The sequence below is a fragment of the Flavisphingopyxis soli genome (assembly GCF_007995095.1).
In the GTDB taxonomy this organism is placed as follows: Bacteria; Pseudomonadota; Alphaproteobacteria; order Sphingomonadales; family Sphingomonadaceae; genus Flavisphingopyxis; species Flavisphingopyxis soli.
Window position 1 is genome coordinate 1,321,054 of sequence record NZ_VOPY01000001.1, and the last position, 17,418, is coordinate 1,338,471.

Annotated in this window: 17 protein-coding genes; 8 read left to right on the forward strand and 9 right to left on the reverse strand. The window is 61.7% G+C overall.

The features are described 5' to 3' along the window. Positions 1–53: 53 nt before the first annotated feature. On the forward strand, positions 54–770 hold the full coding sequence (locus FSZ31_RS06505) for an EAL domain-containing protein (RefSeq protein WP_201739127.1): 717 nt from the start codon (positions 54–56) through the stop codon (positions 768–770). 229 nt (positions 771–999) lie between these two features. Here the strand turns inward: FSZ31_RS06505 and FSZ31_RS06510 are convergent, their stop codons facing one another. The 4 genes from FSZ31_RS06510 to FSZ31_RS06525 all read right to left on the reverse strand — a co-directional run bounded on the left by FSZ31_RS06510 (position 1,000) and on the right by FSZ31_RS06525 (position 5,241). Beyond that, complete coding sequence (locus FSZ31_RS06510) at positions 1,000–2,253, reverse strand: acyltransferase family protein (RefSeq protein ID WP_147122397.1); 1,254 nt, start codon at positions 2,251–2,253, stop codon at positions 1,000–1,002. Positions 2,254–2,264: 11 nt separating this feature from the next. Then, on the reverse strand, positions 2,265–3,047 hold the full coding sequence (locus FSZ31_RS06515) for an SAM-dependent methyltransferase (protein WP_147122399.1): 783 nt from the start codon (positions 3,045–3,047) through the stop codon (positions 2,265–2,267). Positions 3,048–3,105: 58 nt separating this feature from the next. After that, positions 3,106–4,080 carry a UbiA family prenyltransferase gene (locus tag FSZ31_RS06520; protein WP_147122401.1) on the reverse strand — a complete coding sequence of 325 codons (975 nt, stop codon included), beginning with the start codon at positions 4,078–4,080 and terminating at the stop codon, positions 3,106–3,108. A gap of 213 nt (positions 4,081–4,293) precedes the next feature. After that, entirely contained in the window at positions 4,294–5,241 is a 948-nt protein-coding gene (locus FSZ31_RS06525; RefSeq protein WP_147122403.1) for an NAD-dependent epimerase/dehydratase family protein, read from the reverse strand. 398 nt (positions 5,242–5,639) lie between these two features. Here FSZ31_RS06525 and FSZ31_RS06530 point away from each other — a divergent pair, with 398 nt between their 5' ends. The 4 genes from FSZ31_RS06530 to FSZ31_RS06545 are packed head-to-tail and all read left to right on the forward strand — an operon-like array spanning position 5,640 to position 9,691. Then, positions 5,640–6,665 (forward strand): glycosyltransferase family 2 protein, encoded by a 1,026-nt coding sequence (locus FSZ31_RS06530; protein WP_161595970.1) that lies wholly within the window; start codon positions 5,640–5,642, stop codon positions 6,663–6,665. A gap of 7 nt (positions 6,666–6,672) precedes the next feature. After that, a complete protein-coding gene (locus tag FSZ31_RS06535; RefSeq protein ID WP_147122407.1) occupies positions 6,673–7,695 on the forward strand; it encodes a phytanoyl-CoA dioxygenase family protein in 1,023 nt (340 codons plus the stop codon). Continuing rightward, positions 7,686–8,498, forward strand: a complete 813-nt coding sequence (locus FSZ31_RS06540) for an ABC transporter permease (protein ID WP_147122409.1) — start codon at positions 7,686–7,688, stop codon at positions 8,496–8,498. The genes FSZ31_RS06535 and FSZ31_RS06540 overlap by 10 nt, the downstream gene beginning before the upstream one ends. After that, entirely contained in the window at positions 8,495–9,691 is a 1,197-nt protein-coding gene (locus FSZ31_RS06545) for an ABC transporter ATP-binding protein (protein ID WP_161595971.1), read from the forward strand. The genes FSZ31_RS06540 and FSZ31_RS06545 overlap by 4 nt, the downstream gene beginning before the upstream one ends. Here the strand turns inward: FSZ31_RS06545 and FSZ31_RS06550 are convergent. From FSZ31_RS06550 to FSZ31_RS06570, 5 genes are read right to left on the reverse strand one after another with little or no spacing between them, the layout of a single operon-like run. Further along, positions 9,678–10,589 (reverse strand): phytanoyl-CoA dioxygenase family protein, encoded by a 912-nt coding sequence (locus FSZ31_RS06550; protein ID WP_161595972.1) that lies wholly within the window; start codon positions 10,587–10,589, stop codon positions 9,678–9,680. The genes FSZ31_RS06545 and FSZ31_RS06550 overlap by 14 nt on opposite strands. Then, positions 10,589–11,524 carry a phytanoyl-CoA dioxygenase family protein gene (locus tag FSZ31_RS06555; protein WP_161595973.1) on the reverse strand — a complete coding sequence of 312 codons (936 nt, stop codon included), beginning with the start codon at positions 11,522–11,524 and terminating at the stop codon, positions 10,589–10,591. Before FSZ31_RS06555 ends, FSZ31_RS06550 begins: the two co-directional genes overlap by 1 nt. Continuing rightward, positions 11,518–12,426, reverse strand: coding sequence for a phytanoyl-CoA dioxygenase family protein (locus tag FSZ31_RS06560; protein WP_147122416.1), 909 nt, complete (start codon positions 12,424–12,426; stop codon positions 11,518–11,520). Before FSZ31_RS06560 ends, FSZ31_RS06555 begins: the two co-directional genes overlap by 7 nt. Beyond that, complete coding sequence (locus FSZ31_RS06565) at positions 12,423–13,340, reverse strand: phytanoyl-CoA dioxygenase family protein (protein WP_147122418.1); 918 nt, start codon at positions 13,338–13,340, stop codon at positions 12,423–12,425. Before FSZ31_RS06565 ends, FSZ31_RS06560 begins: the two co-directional genes overlap by 4 nt. Further along, positions 13,333–14,529, reverse strand: coding sequence for a phytanoyl-CoA dioxygenase family protein (locus FSZ31_RS06570; RefSeq protein WP_161595974.1), 1,197 nt, complete (start codon positions 14,527–14,529; stop codon positions 13,333–13,335). Before FSZ31_RS06570 ends, FSZ31_RS06565 begins: the two co-directional genes overlap by 8 nt. 113 nt (positions 14,530–14,642) lie before the next feature. Here FSZ31_RS06570 and FSZ31_RS06575 point away from each other — a divergent pair, with 113 nt between their 5' ends. From FSZ31_RS06575 to FSZ31_RS06585, 3 genes are all read left to right on the forward strand, one after another. Beyond that, positions 14,643–15,836 carry a glycosyltransferase family 4 protein gene (locus FSZ31_RS06575; protein WP_161595975.1) on the forward strand — a complete coding sequence of 398 codons (1,194 nt, stop codon included), beginning with the start codon at positions 14,643–14,645 and terminating at the stop codon, positions 15,834–15,836. 225 nt (positions 15,837–16,061) lie between these two features. Then, a complete protein-coding gene (locus tag FSZ31_RS06580; RefSeq protein ID WP_147122424.1) occupies positions 16,062–16,988 on the forward strand; it encodes an ATP-grasp domain-containing protein in 927 nt (308 codons plus the stop codon). Then, on the forward strand, positions 16,985–17,418 hold a 434-nt coding region (locus tag FSZ31_RS06585), incomplete at its 3' end, for an LLM class flavin-dependent oxidoreductase (RefSeq protein ID WP_147122426.1). The genes FSZ31_RS06580 and FSZ31_RS06585, both read left to right, overlap by 4 nt.

Genomic DNA, 17,418 nt, shown 5'->3' on the forward strand with positions numbered 1-17,418 from the left:
GAATGTCGTGTGTGGGCTGTCAGGATGGTGTGGGATTCGAAGTCCCGATTACGATGGCCTTCCAGCCCATCGTCAACGTCGAAACGGAGCGAGTCTTCGCTTACGAGGCGCTTGTGCGTGGGCAAGACGGTCAGGGTGCGGCCGACATATTGTCGCAGATATCGGCCGACAACCGCTATGCGTTTGACCAGCTCTGCAGGAAGACCGCGATCGAGTTAGCGGCAACGTTGGACTTAGCCACCGGCGGGGCCAATCTCTCGATCAATTTTCTCCCCAACGCTGTCTATGAGCCCAGGGCCTGCATTCGGGTCACACTGGCGGCGGCGCTGCAAACCGGTTTCCCACTCAACCGCATCATCTTCGAGTTCACCGAAGGCGAGGAGATCGATACCAATCACATCCTCAATATCCTCAGATGTTATCGAGCTATGGGTTTCAAGACCGCAATAGACGACTTTGGTGCTGGATACGCGGGCCTGGGACTGCTGAGCAAGTTCCAGCCAGACATAGTCAAACTCGACATGGCGCTCATTCGCGACATCGATACCGATCGGGCAAAACGAACGATCGTCCACCATACCTTGGCGATGTTGCGCGAATTCAACATCGAGCCCGTGTGCGAAGGTATCGAAACCGCCGGCGAATACGACGCTCTGCGCGATCTCGGGGTTTCGCTTATGCAGGGTTATCTGCTCGCCAAACCGGCAGTCGCGGCGCTGCCATCCGTCTCCTCGGTGCGTTCGCTTATTCAGCTGGCCCGAAGCGCCTAGCACTAGCTCTGATCTGCGCTCTCGAGCGGTCAGGGCAACGCCTTAAATGGTCAACCGCCTAAGCCGCCAACTAACTTCATATTTAGCTACGGGAGTTGCGCCTCAAACGGCGGCTCTTGGGCCGCAAGCTGACGTTCTGCTGACATTCGCCCAACAGGCGAAACGGACGTTTATTTTCCGCGACTGATGGCAACCTTCAGTCAACAACAGCGTCAATTTCACTACTGCTTTAACGGGTAGTCGCGGCTCGCTGATCAACGACACCAGGATTCGGATCATCCGGTATCTCGCGCAGCGACAGAGCGTCTCTGGCTTCGCCAAAGCTTAACACCTCGCCTTTGGCGTCACGAACCGGCGGCGGCGCGGACACCTTGCTGTCGATCCCGGGTGCGATACCGCGGGCGCGGATGATGAACGAGAAGCGTTTGCGCAAGGCGAGCGCCGGCTTTTCGATGATGTGCCAAGAGAACATCGCCAGCGGGATCAGGCAGACAAGGACGATGATCAACAGCACGACCGAGTTCTGGATCGACGGAAAGGTGGCGCGAACCGCCTGCTGGACCGGGATGCCATAGAGATAGATGCCGTATGAATAGTCGCCGCGACCCAGAATCGGCAATCGCGGCAGCCGAGTCACGCCAGTGAATAGCGTCAGATAAACGATAAGGACCCATGCGATGAGCCCGTAAGACGGGTTTTCCAGCGGCGCGAACGCGGCAAAGCCAACAAGTGCCGCCGCACAAGCTGCACCGAGCAGCGGGTGATAGGAAATATGATGACGCAGACCGTATGCACCGTAACCGAGCAGAAAGGTGAAATAGAGGCCGGGCCCTCTGCCCTCGAACAGCGCTGAGATCAGGGCGCGCAGGCTTTCCTGTTCAGCGCTCGGCGGGTGATCCCAGAAATGTCCGGTCGCCAATATCCATAGAACCGCCAGGCCGATAATCGCGAAGCTGCGCCGTCCGACGAGCAACGGCGCCAATATCGCGGCGATCACATAGCAGCTAAGCTCATAGGGTATTGTCCACAACGACCAGTTGACCCCGCCTTGCGGATTGCTCGCGAATACACCTGGCAGATTGTAGTTCACCCATCCCACGATATTGGTGAAATACTTGATGAAACCCCAGTTCAGAAAATAGCCCTTAAGCGGTAGTTCGGTAAAGATCGGACCGAGGATCAGCGCACACAAAACCGTTTCGGTGATCAACGCGGGAAATATCCTGAGCCCACGATTGATAAAGAATTGGCCGGTCGCAAGCCTGGTGGCGCTCCCGGCGACGAGAAATCCGGCCATCGCGAAAAGCGCCGGCATCAACGTGGTGCCGACCAGCCAGGCCCAGCGCGTCTGCGGCCATGGCGTACCGAACATCGCGATTTGTTGGTGGCACATGATGACGCTCAGCGCGATCAGGACACGCAGCGTATCGAAACCGACGCCGATCCCACCGTCGCGATCAAGCCGCGCGCCGATGGTGGTCAACCTGTCCGGTTTCACACCTTCCAGCAAAACAGCTCGATCCCCTGAATGACTTCGCCGGGCTGGCCGCTGGTCGGGTTCCAGCTGCGCTGAGCGACGTGCTCGTATTTGGCCCAGTGGCGGTAGGTCGATTCGAATTCGGGCATGCGCACGAACTTGATCAGGAAGCCGAGCTCGCCGACCACGTCGACCAGCGAAGCGAGGTCGGGCACCTGCATGTGATAGAGCGCATTGAGCTTGGCGAGATCGCCCGCCTGAGCCTGCTGAACGGCAGGGCGGCTACGATGGTCGACCGCGTAAAAGTCCTTGATATAGAGCGCGCCCCCCTGCTTGAGCGCGCGATATGCGCCTGCCAGCACGATACGATAATCCTCGGCATGGCAGAGCGATTCGAGGAACATGACCCGGTCGAAAACCGGTTCGGGATAAAGCTCGCTAATCGTCGCGAAGTCGCCTTGGGTAACGCGCACCCGGTTGGTCAGGCCAGCCTCGGCTATGCGGATCTGCGCCAGATCCGCCTGCACTTGTGCCAGCGTCATGCCATCAATCCTGACATCGCGGCGCTGGGCGATGCCGATCGCAGGACCGCCGACGCCACAGCCCGCATCGAGCACGCGCATGCCCGGCTCCAGGTCGAGCGCGTCGGCCAGATAATCGAGCAGCTCCTCGGTCGAATCGGGGCGGCTGCCCTGAAAGACCGGGCCGAAGCCTTCGAGATAGGCAGGCGTCATCGCCTCGTAATAACTGCGCACACCTTGCGTCGTGTGTGGCGTATGCCCGCCCCGCGCATCGCGCATTGGCGCTGGAACTGACGCTGAGCGCCTCCCCAGCAGGGCGCGGATATGGTCGATCAGCCTAGCCAAGAATAAATCTCGGAAGTCTGATCAGGTCGTGGACGAGACGCGCGTAACACCGCCAGAAAAGCAAGCCGTGCGCGGCGAGCACCCAGACATCTGCATAATGCGCGACGACCGCCGCCATCAACACCGCGAGCGGCAGGAACAGCTCATAATATTCGCCGAGCACAATCACTGAACGCGGCGCCGGCGCGACCAGGATCGGATGCTGTTCGAACCGCTCGGTCTTGGCCAGAATGAAAAAGGCATAAAGCGTTAACGGCAGCAGACCCGCCGCGATGCCGACCTGAATGGCAATCACGATCAAGGCGGTGAATTCGATCGGAAACAACAGCCCGCGCACGACGCGACGAATACGCAATTCACCGAAGCGCACGGCAAAGGTGCCCAGCGCAACCGCGCGATCATTGGCAAGATCGAGCAGCTGATGCGACAGGATGCCGCGCAGGCCATAAGCCAGACTCCACGTCAGCACCGTCCCGGTCCACAACGGATCGGCGATAAGCATGGCGGGGGGCCAAACGAGTTGCAAGGCGAGCAACGTCGGCAACAGATGCGCGCCGGTCGCGTCAGCAAGGACTCCGGCTAGACCGCGCGCCTTGAGACGGATCGGCGGAAGCGAATACAGCATGAAGACGACCCATGCCGCAAGATAGGTGGCAGCAAGCCAAGGTCGGTCCGAGAACTGCCAGAGAAAACCGAGGCCTGCAGTAATCGTCGTGGCGACGAGCAGCAGCGCCACCGACGGCGACAGGTCGTCCAGCCGGTTGGCCTTGCCCGCGGCGTGGTCGTCCGCGCGGTCGGTATAGTCGTTGATCAGGCTGACGAAGGCAGCCCCCACCGCAAGCGATCCCAACAACGCCAGTAACGGTATCATGAGATCGACGAGCGCGGTCTCGCTGCGATATGCCGTGGCGTAGAAAACACCCAGCACCGGCGGCAGCTTTTGGTGCCACCAGGTATTCGGCCGCATGCTTGCGAGCCATTTGCGTGTCGGGTTTGTCGGTTCGTCCGACCTGCCCCCGGCCGAACCGATCGACGCTGTCGATTTCGCTTCGGACAAAAGCCTAAATGCCTTCTCGGCCGACAGCCGCCAACCGCGTTGGTCCGACGGGACCAGACTTCGAGTTTACGCAAAATGCCCCGCCTAGATACCGCCGGAGGGCTCGGCTACGACCCGTCCGCATCAGAGGACAGCAATTTCCGCGTCTGCGGAGCCCTTCAGGCAATCGAGCCAGTGCGCACTCGACGCATCGTGTCCGCAATCGATAAAGCCATCGACCAGTGCGGAGAATCCGGGCTCAAGATCGATTTCGGCCTGCCAGCCGAGCAGAGCGCGCGCGCGTTCGGGATCCCCGCAAAAGCGAGAGACGTCGAAGCTTCGCGACGGTGCTTCGGAGATCGACAACGGCCGCCGCGCGAACTGGCGCGCCAGATCCGCCAGTTGAAACAGCGACGTCGAGCGTCCCGAGACGAAATGCAGCGGCGGCAGGCTTTCGCCGACGTCGATCGCGTCGACCACGAGGCCAAGCCCGCGCACGACATCATCGACAATCGTGAAATCAAAACAGTTTTCGCCGCCTTCGATGACCAGTCGTCCGCCAAGCGCCGCGGATCGTGCAAAGGCCACCGCGACGCGGTCGCTATGGTCCTTTATCGATCCGAAAACGTTGGAAAATCGACAAGTTGCCGTTCGAATCCCTGCTTCCCGGGCCGCGTTGACGAGCGTTTCTCCCGCGAGCTTGCCGTGCGCATAATGGTTCATCGGCCGGAACGCCGCGTCCTCGTGCACCGGCAGTCGATCCTGCTCCCCATAAACCTCGCGGCTGCTGGCAAAGACGACCCATGGTTTCGATTTCATGCCACCGACGATCTCGAGCAGACCGCGCAGCGCCTCGACATTGACCTCATGGGCTAGAACCGGGTTGCTCTGCGCCCATACGACGCGCGAAATCGCGGCCAGGTGGATGACCCCCGTCGCCCCCTTCAGCGCTTCGCCGAGCGCTGCTCTATCGCGCGTATCGTGCCGCGGATCCGTGCGGATGTCGAATTCGCGAACCGCCATCCCGCGCCGACGGAGCAACGCCACGATACCGCGCCCGATCAAGCCTGCAGAACCCGTGACAACAATCATGGCCTTAGCCGCCTCCCCACGATCATTGCCCAAGATCAGCGATCACAACATGTAACCCTGGAGGTGTCAATACACCGTCAGGGGCGGTCAACATCAAACTGTTCATTTTCCGGAAACGTTTGCCGGTTGCTTCCATGCAATGCAGCTACCCGAACACTTCGCGACCCAGCGGACCATTGACCAGCAGCGACGGGATGCCGCGCGAGGGGTGGACTCTGTTGCGCTAGTAAATGATGTAGGCCAGACACTGGCGGGAGGCGATCGCGAGCGCTGGGCGCGGCACGATATGGACAGGGATTGGCTATGACCGTTGCGGCGTCTTACTTCTTCGTCGGGTCGTCTCGACTTATTGCATCGTCACGCTCCCGCCAGGATCATGCGTGGTGACTTTGCCCCGAGTGAGCGTGGTCATGCCTGTTCGCAATGCCATGCCCTTTCTTGATGCCGCTGTTGAATCGGTTCTTGACCAAACACTTAGGGATTTTGAATTTGTAATCGGCGATGATGCATCGGACGATGGTTCGAGTGAGCGACTGGAATATTGGGCGCAACGCGATCCGCGAATCCGGCTTGCCCGCAGATCCGTCGCGAGCGGCCCGGTAGGGGCCAGCAATTGGGTGGTCGCCATGGCCCGGACCGACATCTTGGCGCGTATGGACGCCGACGATGTCGCGTTGCCAACCCGATTGGCCAAGCAACTCGCGGTCCTTGATGCCGACCCGCAAATAGTTCTGATTGGATCGCTTTGGTTAGGCATAGACGCCGGCGACCGGACCATTCGGCCGCCCGATTATTCATCGACGCTGGATTCGCGCCCATTACGCTTTCCCTTCGCTCACGGGTCGACGATGATCCGCAAACGCGCGTTCGATGCGGCAGGCGGCTATCGCGAAGCGTGTGCCTATTGGGAGGATGCTGACCTGTTCCACCGGCTCGGCGGACTTGGCAGGATGGTGGTGCTGCTTGAGCCGCTCTATCGCTATCGCTCGGCGACGACGAGCAACCGCTTAACTTCCGATCGTGCGACGATCGCCGCACAGCACGCACTCCTCGACCGTTGCTGCGCGGCGGCTCGGAGCGATGGCGATTACGAGCACCTTATCGACGGCAGTAGCGGTCCGGCAACCCCGCCGGACAAGCTGTACCTAGAAGATCTCCAGAAGCGCGCCGCCCTTCAGGTCCGCGCCGGCCACCGCTCGGACGCCTGGCGCGAGTGGATGGGCATTGATCGAGCCCGACGAGGCCCTTTTTCGTTTCCGCACTTCGCCTTTCTGGTGTGGAGCGGCCTCGCCCCACGCAGTCTGCGTTGGGTGCTCGGCGCGATGGTCTCGGTGCGCAACCGGAGTGCGCTCAAGCAGCTGCGTGGCATGACCATGGTCGAGTGCCTATCGGGCGGTGAGCAACGATCGGCGTTGCAGCAATGATGTGCTTATGACCTCTGGGCTCGCAGTCGGCGGTAACCCGAGATGCGCGTTGCGCGACGGACCGCGCTGCGCCGATCCCGACCTTGAGCGTGCGCTGGCGCATGACGGTTATGTCGTCGTCCGGTTGCTTTCCGACGGCGACGCGCGCGATGTCGCGCGCGATATTGCGGCGCTATATCCCAGCGGAGTCGTGGCCAACCAGCCGCAATCGAACTGGTATCTCGGCCTGATCGACCCCGACCGCGATCTGGCGATCCGGTCGGCCAGCATCGTCTGGGACACGGTCGCGCCGCACTTGGCGGCGCTGCTCGTCGAGGCGCGCTGCCATTACACGAGCGTCGCGATCAAGGCGCCCGGGGCGGCGGCGACGCCGATGCACCAGCACTGGCCGACAACGATCGACCCGTTTGCGCGCCGCATAGGATGCTGGGTGCTGTTGTCCGAGGCATGTGAGGGTCCGGGCGTGTTCCGCCTGGTCCCCCGGAGTCATCAGCTGCTGCCCTTCATACGCCATGCAAATTCGGGCGATTATTTCGAGGCCTTCTCCGAACGCGTTCGCGAACATTATTCTATCGATATCGCGCTCCAACCTGGTGAGGCGGTGCTGTTCGAAGACAGCATCCTGCACGGCACCCGCGCCAACCTAACGCCGGGGATGCGCATTTCGGCGATCGCCAATTTCATTGGCGCGGACATGCGCACCGCTGCGATACTGCCCGAAGACGACAAGTTTGCGGTCGTCGATACCAACAGGCGCGACGGCATGGCTCACTATCTTCGAACGGGGCTTTGGCCCGAGCAATGGCACCGGGTGGCCACACTGCCCAATCGCAATCGCGCGATTACCGAAGCCGAGTTCGTCAAGCTGCTGGCTTTCGGTCGCAAGGCGAGCCTCGATTTCGATCCGCTGTCGCTAGTCCGACCTGAACGCGCGTGCGCCGGTCACGCATGTGATGCCGGCCACGACGACAGGTTGAGCATGCCCGGCATTCTATCGCGACTGGCCACAAGGCTAACGCGATGGCGATAAATGAAGCAATCGAACCGCGTGTGGGTGCATTGCGCCGAGCGATCGCAGCATGGACCAGCGCGTTGCGCATCGGCTGGCCGCTTTACCTGCTTGAACTCAAAGCCAGGAAGCGGCGCCACTGGATCGGTCTCGTCTGGATATTTGCGCCGCTGCTTGTCGTCCTGGCGATCGGATTTGGCATCGAGGCTACCCGATGGGGTGGGCGAGCCATTGCGGTCGGCATGCCTTATCCGGTCTATATCGTCACCGGCCTGACTTTCTGGCAGGCGTTTGCCGACGCTGTGCTGATGCCGCTGCGACAATTCACCGGCTTTCGCCCCGAACTGGCGCGCGGACGCATGACGGTCGAACAGGCGATCGTTGTCGGCCTGTTCGATCTCGCCTTCGCCACGCTGCTCAGAGCGATATTCCTGCTCGCCCTCCTGCCATGGCTCGGCGTGAGCATATCGTCGAGCGTGATCGCGTTGCCGATGGTGTTCATCGGCCTGGTCGGTGCCGGTCTGGCGATAGGGGTGTTTGCCGCGCTGCCGGGACTTCTGATCGACGATGTCGGTCGCGCCTTGGGGATTGCCCTCGCGCTTGGCATGCTCGCCAGTCCTGTCTTTTACCGGACCCACACGCTCGACCTACTCGCCTGGAATCCGCTGGCACCCTGGATTGACACTGCGCGTGCCAGCGTAACCGGTCAGCCGGTCGATGTCGCGACAATCACCTGGGGATTGCTTGCGGTCGTGATCTCACTCCTCTTGGCGGCGGCATGGCTGCGCCTCGCCCACCGCCATTTTCTGGCCCCGTTAGCATGAGCGAGCCGAGGATACGCGCGCGCGACGTGTCGGTCATTCGCTGCCGCTCGCTAACTCGCGCGGCATATTATGCCTGCCGCGATACGGTCGGCGCGATTGTCCGTCATGCACCACGCAGCAGGCTGAGGCGCGGCGAGTTCTACGCGCTCGAGGCCATCGACCTGTCGCTCGACGCAGGAGAAGCCATCGCGGTGATCGGCGACAATGGCGCAGGCAAGAGCACGCTGCTCAAGACGCTGGCGGGTATGCTGCCGGCGACGACCGGTTCGGTTGAGCGAAACGGCAGCGTCGCGGCGGTAATCGAGCTCGGCGTCGGTCTCAATCCGCTCCTGTCGGGGCGCGAGAATGTCAGCCTCGCTGCCTTGCTGCGCGAGCTGCCCGCCGACATCGCGTGCGCGTATCTGCATGACGTCGAAGCCTTTGCCGATCTAGGCGAGGCGTTCGACGTCGCTACCGGGTCGTACAGCAGCGGGATGACCGCGCGGCTCGCCTTCGCGATGGCGGCGATGACGCGTCCGGACGTGCTCCTCGTTGACGAGGCCCTGTCGGTCGGCGACCTTGCCTTTCAGCGAAAATGCACGCGCTTCATCGAGGAGTTTCTCGGCGCGGGGGGTGCGCTCGTGCTGGCCTCGCACAATGTTCTCCAGGTCCAGTCGCTGTGCCAGCGCGCTATTTTGATCGACTCGGGACGGGCTATCTTCACCGGGGCAGCCGTCGAGGCGGTGCGGCAGATGATCGCGCGATCGATGCCCATGGTGGAGACGAACACAGCCGAGGAGACGACGATCCGTCTGATCGGGTTCGGGGGGGATGCCGGCAGGCTACGGACCGGTGCACCGGCGCGCATCAAGGTCGAATATACTCTCGACGAAGATTTTCGCGACGTCATCTGGGGCTTTGGCTTGTGGACCGCCGACAACCAGCAATGCGTCACCACCGCACAGGACCTGTCTCCGCGAAGCCTAGCCGCCGGGCGCGGAACGCTAGAATGCGAGATCGAACGGCTACCTATCGCACCGGGTAACTATACGCTGAGGCTTTACATTACCGATCGCGCATCTGGCACTGCGGTTGCGCTATCGGGCTGGGGTCGCGCGAGCACCCCCGTCACCGTCGATAGCCCGGCCTCAATCGAGTCCAACCATCAGCTCGACATGCGCCAGATGGTCGTACTCGACGTCAACTGGCAATAACGGTCCTGTCCGTTCCGAACAGGCGTGCCCACAATCCTTGCCGTGGCGATCCGCCGCGCCGCTTGCGGTCGAGCAACTGCGTGAACTCGCGCTTGTCGACCTGCCGGTTGCGGCTAGCAACTCTTGCCCGACTTTCCCACGCATCCGATCGCGCCACGAGGTCGTCGACGCTGTTGTCGAGATAGAAATCGACGTCGGCGTCGATCAACTCGAACGTCTCGTCCGTGCGAAAATAGAACACCGGCCGCGCTGCAGTGGGGATGCAAGTGATCTGGACCGCAATGCGCGGGTCAGATGCGCGATTGTCGGGCGATCCGTGGACGATGCTGTCGTCGAAGATGAAGCCGTGTCCGGCGGGCGCTGACAAGGCGACGAGATGCTCGTCGAGAGCATCGCGATAGTCGGAGAAATAGGACAGCGACCCCGGCCCTTCGATATGCGGCAGCAGCTTGTGGCTTCCCGGTACGACGTGCAGTGTTCCGTTGCGAGCATCGACATCGACCAATGGGCACCAAACCGTGACCGAGGTGGCATCGAGAGAATCGAGCACCGGCCAGTTCTGGTGGACCGGAATCAGCCCCTGGCCGGTTGGCTTGACGTAGAAATTAGCCGACAGCGCGCGGAAATCGTCCAGATAACGCGCGATGACGCCATCGAACGATTTGGCCAACAGCGCGTATGCGGCACGCTTGTAGGTCTTGTCGCGGTCGAGGAAGCTGCAGTGATAGCTGTTCATCGCCGGTCCCGACCCGTCGGGCGCCCAGGCATCCGCCGGATCGAGACGGGCGAGCGCCTCAAGCAGCTCGGCAACTTCATGCGGTTCGAGCATCGGCACCGCGACATAACCATCGCGATCGAACTGCTGCGCGAGCGCGCGGTCGCGCACGACCTGCGGCATCAGGCCCGCAATCCGCCAACCACGCGCGACAGCTTGCCACGCCACGTTGCCGCTCGTTCGGCACGCAGCTGCGCCAGCGGGTCGAACGTCTCGTTCGCGCGCTCGCCGCGTGCAAGGAGCGTCTCGAACTCCTCGAGCGTAGGCTTGTCGTTCCAGGCAGGCAGGCGCCCTATTTCCTGACCCGTGATGACGTCCGCCCCGCCTGGAAACATCGTCTGGCACTGGATTTCGTCGAAGTCGTTGTCGATCATCACCGCCTCGCCGCTCGCGTCATGATGATACAGCATATGGGTGGCTCCCTCGTGCATGACGATCGTCAGCACGATCGGACGCGGCCGCCCGCTGCTGTTGGGCGTCGAACCATGCAGCAACGAATTCTCGAACAGGATCGCCTCACCCGCCTTTACCGGCACCGCAACCGCATGACGCCGAGTCAGTTCGTCGCGATATTCGAGGAAAAACTCGTCAGTTTGGAGCGTGCGCAGGAAGCGCAGGATCAAGTGCGATCCCGGGACGACGAGCAACGTACCCGATTCCTCGTCGCAGTCGTCGAGCGCACACCAGCAGAACACCGATGGCTCGAACGGACGCTCGGTCAGCGGAACGTGCTGATGGACGTTGAGCGCCCGTGACTCCGGCGGTTTGTAGAGCAGCGACGTCTCGAAATAGCGGGTGTCCGATAGGATCGCGTCAAGCTTGGGATGAAAGATATCCGCCATTGCTTCGCGAAACCGTCCCTGAAACTCGGGCTCGCGTTCGAACATCGAGTTATAGTAACTGTCCTCGCAATCGTTGCGGTCGAACGATCGGCCCGACGAAACTTCAGTAAGCTGCGCGCGCGCCCGCACGACCTCTTCATCGTTCAGCATTCGGCGCACGACGAAACCGTTTCGTTCGAACTCGGCCTGCGTCGTGGCGTCGCAAAACTTTACCATCCGATCTTCTCCATCAGGCTTTGCGAGGCGCGCGACACGCGCCGTCGCCAATGCGAGCGTGGCAATACGCCCCGTTCGCGCAGCCGCCGGCGGCATTCGGCGGCATCGATCCAGTCACATCCCACACCGATACGCTCCGCGGCCTGCCATTGATCACGCGGCGGCAGTCGGCCGTGAAACATATCGGAATAGGCGAATTCGTCGACGGCAGCATAGGCGACCACGGCGGTCTCGTCTTCGTCTCCGACGACATAAGCAGGTAGCCCGTGCTGTGGAACCATCGTCGTCAGCGTGGCGAGCCGGTCGACCGGGCGGGCGTTGGCCGCGGCGCCGTGCGGCATCGTGTCATCGAACAATACGGCGTGGCCGGCCGGTATCGCGATCGTTTCCAGATAATCGGTCTGCAACATAGCGGCGAAACTCTGCCAATAGGCGGGCCGCATCGGAACCTGGATGTGCTGGGTCAGCCAGTGACTGCGGGGCACGATCTCGAGCGCGCCGGCACCGTCGCGACAGTCGATCAGGGGGCACCAGCAATTGACCACCTTCGCGGCCAGCTCAGACGTATAGGGTGAATGCTGGTGGATCGTGGTTTCGGGGCCATCCGACGGTTTCCAGAAGAAGGTCGAAAACAGCGGGCGGTAACCCTTGAGCACTTTGGCCAGCGCTGGTTCGACGAACCGCCGGATTAACGTCGATGCCGCCTGGCGACGATCAAGGTCGAAATACGACGCGTAGGCGGCGCCTTGCGGATCGTTGATCGGCGGATCGGCAGGCAGGATTTCACTGGCTTGTGCAGTCAGATCGTTCACCGCCGTCGAATCAAGCAACGCGATGACGACATAGCCATCGCGCTCAAACCGCCGATTAAGGGCCTCATCGTGAAAGATATCATCGCTCATGCCCGCCGCCACCACCGTCTGGGCGACCGGATCCGGTCGATCGGATCGCTCCCGGGTCCGATCCGCCAGCCGGCCTCGACCAGCGCGACGAATTCGCCTTCATCGAGCGCCAGATTGCGGTTGGCGATGGGCCCGGCCGATCGCAGTGCCGCCCGGTTTTCGCGGACGATGCAATAGAGATCGGCATCGATTACGGCATCGCCCACCTCGAATGCCTCGAACCGTCCCGGCTGATCTTCTGCAAGCACGCAGAGGCTGCTTTCCTGCGGGATGGCGGTGCCGAGGATTCGCAGCATCGGGTGGTCGGTGCGGTTGGGCTCGGACCCGTGGAGCAAGGAGCGCTCGAAGATCACCGCCTGCCCGGCGCGCAGTTCGAGCGTGCGAGCATGCCCGTGTTCAAGCTCCTCGGCGAACGACGCGAAATAGGGCGGGCTGTCGAAACTTTGGACATGGCGGGTGATCGCATGACTGCCCGGGACAACGCGCAAGCCGCCGCGATCCTGGCCGCTATCGTCGAGGGTCAGCCAGCAATGGACTGCGGTTTCGTATATATCACGCGTCACCGGCTGGTGCTGGTGCATGTCGAGGCGGCCCGACGATGAAGGCTTGGCGACGACATAGCCGCCTTCATAGCGATAGTCGTTGAGCAGCAAAGCAAGCAGCCCCGTCAGCGCTTCGTCAGCCACAGCCGCGCCAACCTCGCGGCGGTCGGCATCGAACAGAGTGCCGTAAAGCGCTCCTTGCGCGTCGTTGATCGGCGTTGCGGAGTCGATTGCCCGAAGCGCTCGCGCCCGCAACGTACGGGCCGCTTGCGCGTCGACCGCATCGACGACGACGTAACCGTCGCGATCGAACGCAGCCTGCAAGGCGGGATCGCCAAACGTTACGCGTTTCGATGTTCGCCGCTCAGGCATGCTGGCGGATCCGTTTTGCGATCGCGCGCGCCGCGCTGCGCAACATCGATGGTCGCGCTGGCGCGGCAGGCTGGGCGCGGGGAACCAGCGGATAGGTTAGCGTGATATGCTCGCCAGCTTCGAGCCGTCGCCAGAACTCGTCGGGATCGACTTGCTCATGCACGTCATCGACATATCCCAGCGTTGTCCAACGTTCGGAAGGATCGATCAGGTCGGGTCGGATATGATATTGATAACCGAAGTCAGCCCCGGTTTCGTATACGCGATATTGCCCATTGGACTCGGGAAAGAGCGCGATTGGCTCCAGCGCCTGTGGGATGCAGTGTGTCGCCAGCGCCAATCGGTGACGCCCGGTGCTATTCGGCATAGAAGCGTGGATCAGGCTCTCGTCGAACAGCATCGCCTCGCCGGCCTTTAAATAGACTGGCTCCATGCGTCCTGCGATCTCGTCCCACGCGCGCAGGAAATAGGGTTCCTGGCCGTACATCGGCATGATGGGGAACAGCTTGTGACTGCCCGGCAGCACTTGCATGACACCATTTTCGTCGCGCATGTCCTCGAGCGCGCACCAACAGAAAACAGTGGGTGCACTTTGGTCGAGCGTGAAGATCGGGTGGACATGCGGCGGCACAGCTCGCTCGCCCGCTGGCTTGACGATGATCGAGGGATGCAGCCGGCGCATTGCCTTGAGCAGCGGCATCATCGCCTCGTCGAACACCGGGCCGGCGACATCCTCGATCCAAGCCAGCTCGGGCTCGTCGGTATAGATGTACGTCACATTCTCATGTGCGGGGATATCGGCCGGCAGACTATCGCGGCACCTGCGCCCGAGCGCATCGGCAACATGTTCGTCGATCAAGCGAACAACGACAAAACCGTCGCGCGCAAATTTCATGTCCAGCTCTGGAGAATGAAATATCGCCATCAGCCCGCGCTTACCCTGGCTGCATTTCGGAACATGCGGTTGGCAATCTACGCCAGATCTGCGGGGGGTCGTCACAAAACTGGTGAGGCCTGCCCTCGCGCTCCGCCGTGCCGAGAGAAAACCGTTCGGACGCGCCACCGACAGTCCTAAAGTGCTGCGCGGATCGCGCGACCAATGGGCGGGAGTTGCAGACCAGTTCTGAATCGACGTTGCCCATAGGTCCAACAAACGATAACCACCAATAATGTCAAGCGGGCTAGGCATTGATGCCATTTCGCTACCATGTTGACTGGAGCAATTTTAGGGGCAATGCCCCTCCTGCCTGCCCGCCGTACAACTCTCCTTGCCCGCTCACCTTGAAAGCCCGCCGCCGCCCCATGAAAGCCATTAGACCAGACGCTTTGCGCATCGCCGTGGTCAGTTCGAACGAAGTTGACTGGGGCGGTAGCGAAGAACTTTGGCAAAAGGCTGCGCTCGCGATGGCACGACAGGGACACCGCGTGCAGATTTTCAAACCTCGCCTCCAACGCGGTTTGCGACCTGTGCGTGAACTCCGCGATGCCGGCTGCAAATTGACCGATCTGACCCGCCCGTTCGGTCTGCCCGAGCTGTTTGTCCAGCGCGTCGGGGCTGTCAGCCGGCTCCTCCAGTTCGCGCTGCTGGCGGCAAACCTTTTGCCTCGACTGCTCTGGTACCGCCCCGACTTCGTTCTTCTCTCACAAGGCGGCAACTGGGACGGCGCACATTTCGCCAAAGTCCTGCGGCTGGTGGGATCGCGCTATGCAATCGTTTCGCAGAAGGCGAGCGAGTTTTATTGGCCTCCCGATTCCTACCGGCCGAGCGTGGCCGCCATGTATCGCGATGCAACCCACGCCTTTTTCGTATCAGAGCACAATCGCCAGCTAACCGAACTCCAGCTTGGCGAAGCCCTCCCGCCCGCGAGCGTCGCTCGCAATCCCTTCCTCGTCGATTTTGCGGCCCCGCTGGCGTGGCCGGAGCATTGCGACGAAGGCGTAGATTTCGCCTGTATCGGCCGGCTTTATCCGATGGAAAAAGGCCAGGACCTGATCCTGCGCGTCCTCGCCATGCCAAAGTGGCGAACCCGCGGCGCCAAAGCGAGTTTCTACGGCGAGGGGATCAACCGCGCTGGTCTCGAAGCCATGGCTGTCCATCTGGGCCTCGGCGACCGCGTCCGCTTCTGCGGTCAGGTCGAGGACGTTGTCGGCATTTGGTGCGAACATCAGGTGTTATTGCTGGCTTCGCGGTGCGAAGGCCTGCCGCTTGTCGTGGTCGAGGCGATGCTGGCGGGGCGCGTGGTCATCGCTACCGCTGCGGGCGGCAGCGGCGAGGCATTTGACGACGGCATTACAGGATTCCTCGCGCAGCATGCTAGCGTCGAGGCGCTCGACGACGCCATGGAACGAGCCTGGAACAGGCGAGCGGAATGGCGCCAAATTGGCTGCGTTGCCGCCCAACATATTCGCCAAATCGTTCCTGCCGATCCAGGTTATGCCTTGGCAGAGCAAATTGTCGCTTTAGCGAGTAGGCAGACTGATAAGACGCACGAATAGAAGAGGCCGCGCGAATGGGGCGAAACGGAATGACCGCAGTTAGCGAAGTAACGATGCGTTCCCAATGACCGAAATTGGGCGCGTTGCAGTCAGGCGGCTAAATCAAGAGCCGATGGCGGCTCGTGGGCCGTTAGCGGAACGGCGGCTTGAGGATCCCAAGGAGGAAAAAACGGACGCGCATTCCGTGTGCGTTGCATATCGGAACGGCGGTCCTATCTGTCAGCGATGACAAACGACCTAGCCATCGTCTACGAGCATCCCTTGTGGTTCGAACCGCTTTTTGCCGCGCTCGACACGCGCGGGATTTCCTACGTCAAAATACCGATGGCCGAGCTGTCCTTTGACCCGGCTGACCGGAAACCTCCCGCGCGGGTCATTTTCAACCGCTTGGCCATGTCGAGTATCCTGCGCACAGGTGACCACGGCATTTTCAGCGCGATGGCGGCGTTCGAGCATTGGGAGCAGTGCGGCGCGACGCTGATCAACGGCGCAACCGCGCTCGGTTTCGATGCCAGCAAGGCGCGCCAGCTCGCTAAACTCTCGGCTCTCGGGGTCGATTTTCCAACCACGCAGATCGTGCATCGGCACGATCAGATCGCTCGGGCCGCGGCAGAAATAGGATTTCCGCTGCTGATCAAGGCCAATATCGGCGGCGCTGGGGCGGGTATCGTGCGGTATGACGATGCCGCCGCTCTCGATGCGGCGATCGCAGCGCAAAGCGTCCCGCGCAGCGTCGACGGCGTCCTGTTGGTGCAGAGTCTCGCCAGTCCGCGCGGTGGGACGATCACGCGTATCGAGACGCTCGCCGGACGCTATCTCTATGGCATCTCGGCCACCAGCAGCGGCGACAATTTCGATCTTTGCCCGGCCGACGCGTGCATTGCGCAACCCGGGCGGTCAGTCGTTCAAATGACGAAGGTCGAGCCAAGCAGCGAGCATATCGCAGCTGCCGAACGCATTGTTGCGGCATGCGATATCGATGTTGGCGGAGTAGAGATGATGATTGATGACGCGACGGGAAAAGCCCTGTTCTACGACGTCAACGCTTTGTCGAACTTCGTCGCCAATCCGCTCGAAGTGCTCGGCTGGGACCCTCACGAGCGTCTTGTCGACTATCTTGAAACGCGCATCGAAGCGAGGAATTCGGCATGAGGTTTGGCTATTGGATGCCGGTGTTTGGCGGCTGGCTGCGCAACGTTTCCGACGAGGGCATGGATGCGAGCTGGGACTATGTCCGCCGCTTGACGCAGCGCAGCGAGCAGACTGGCTGGGACCTGTCGCTGATTGCCGAACTCAACCTCAACGACATCAAGGGCATCGAGGAATCTGCCTTGGATGCGTGGTCGACCGCTGCCGCGCTGGCCGCGGTGAGCGAGACGATCGAGTTGATGGTCGCGGTGCGACCCAATTTCCATCAGCCTGCTTTGTTCGCCAAGCAGGCGGCAAACATCGACAATATTGCGGGCGGTCGATTGGCGCTCAACGTCGTGTCGTCGTGGTGGGCCGACGAGGCGACGCAATACGGCCTCGAATTCGACCAGCATGACGATCGCTATGCGCGAACGCGCGAGTGGCTCGACGT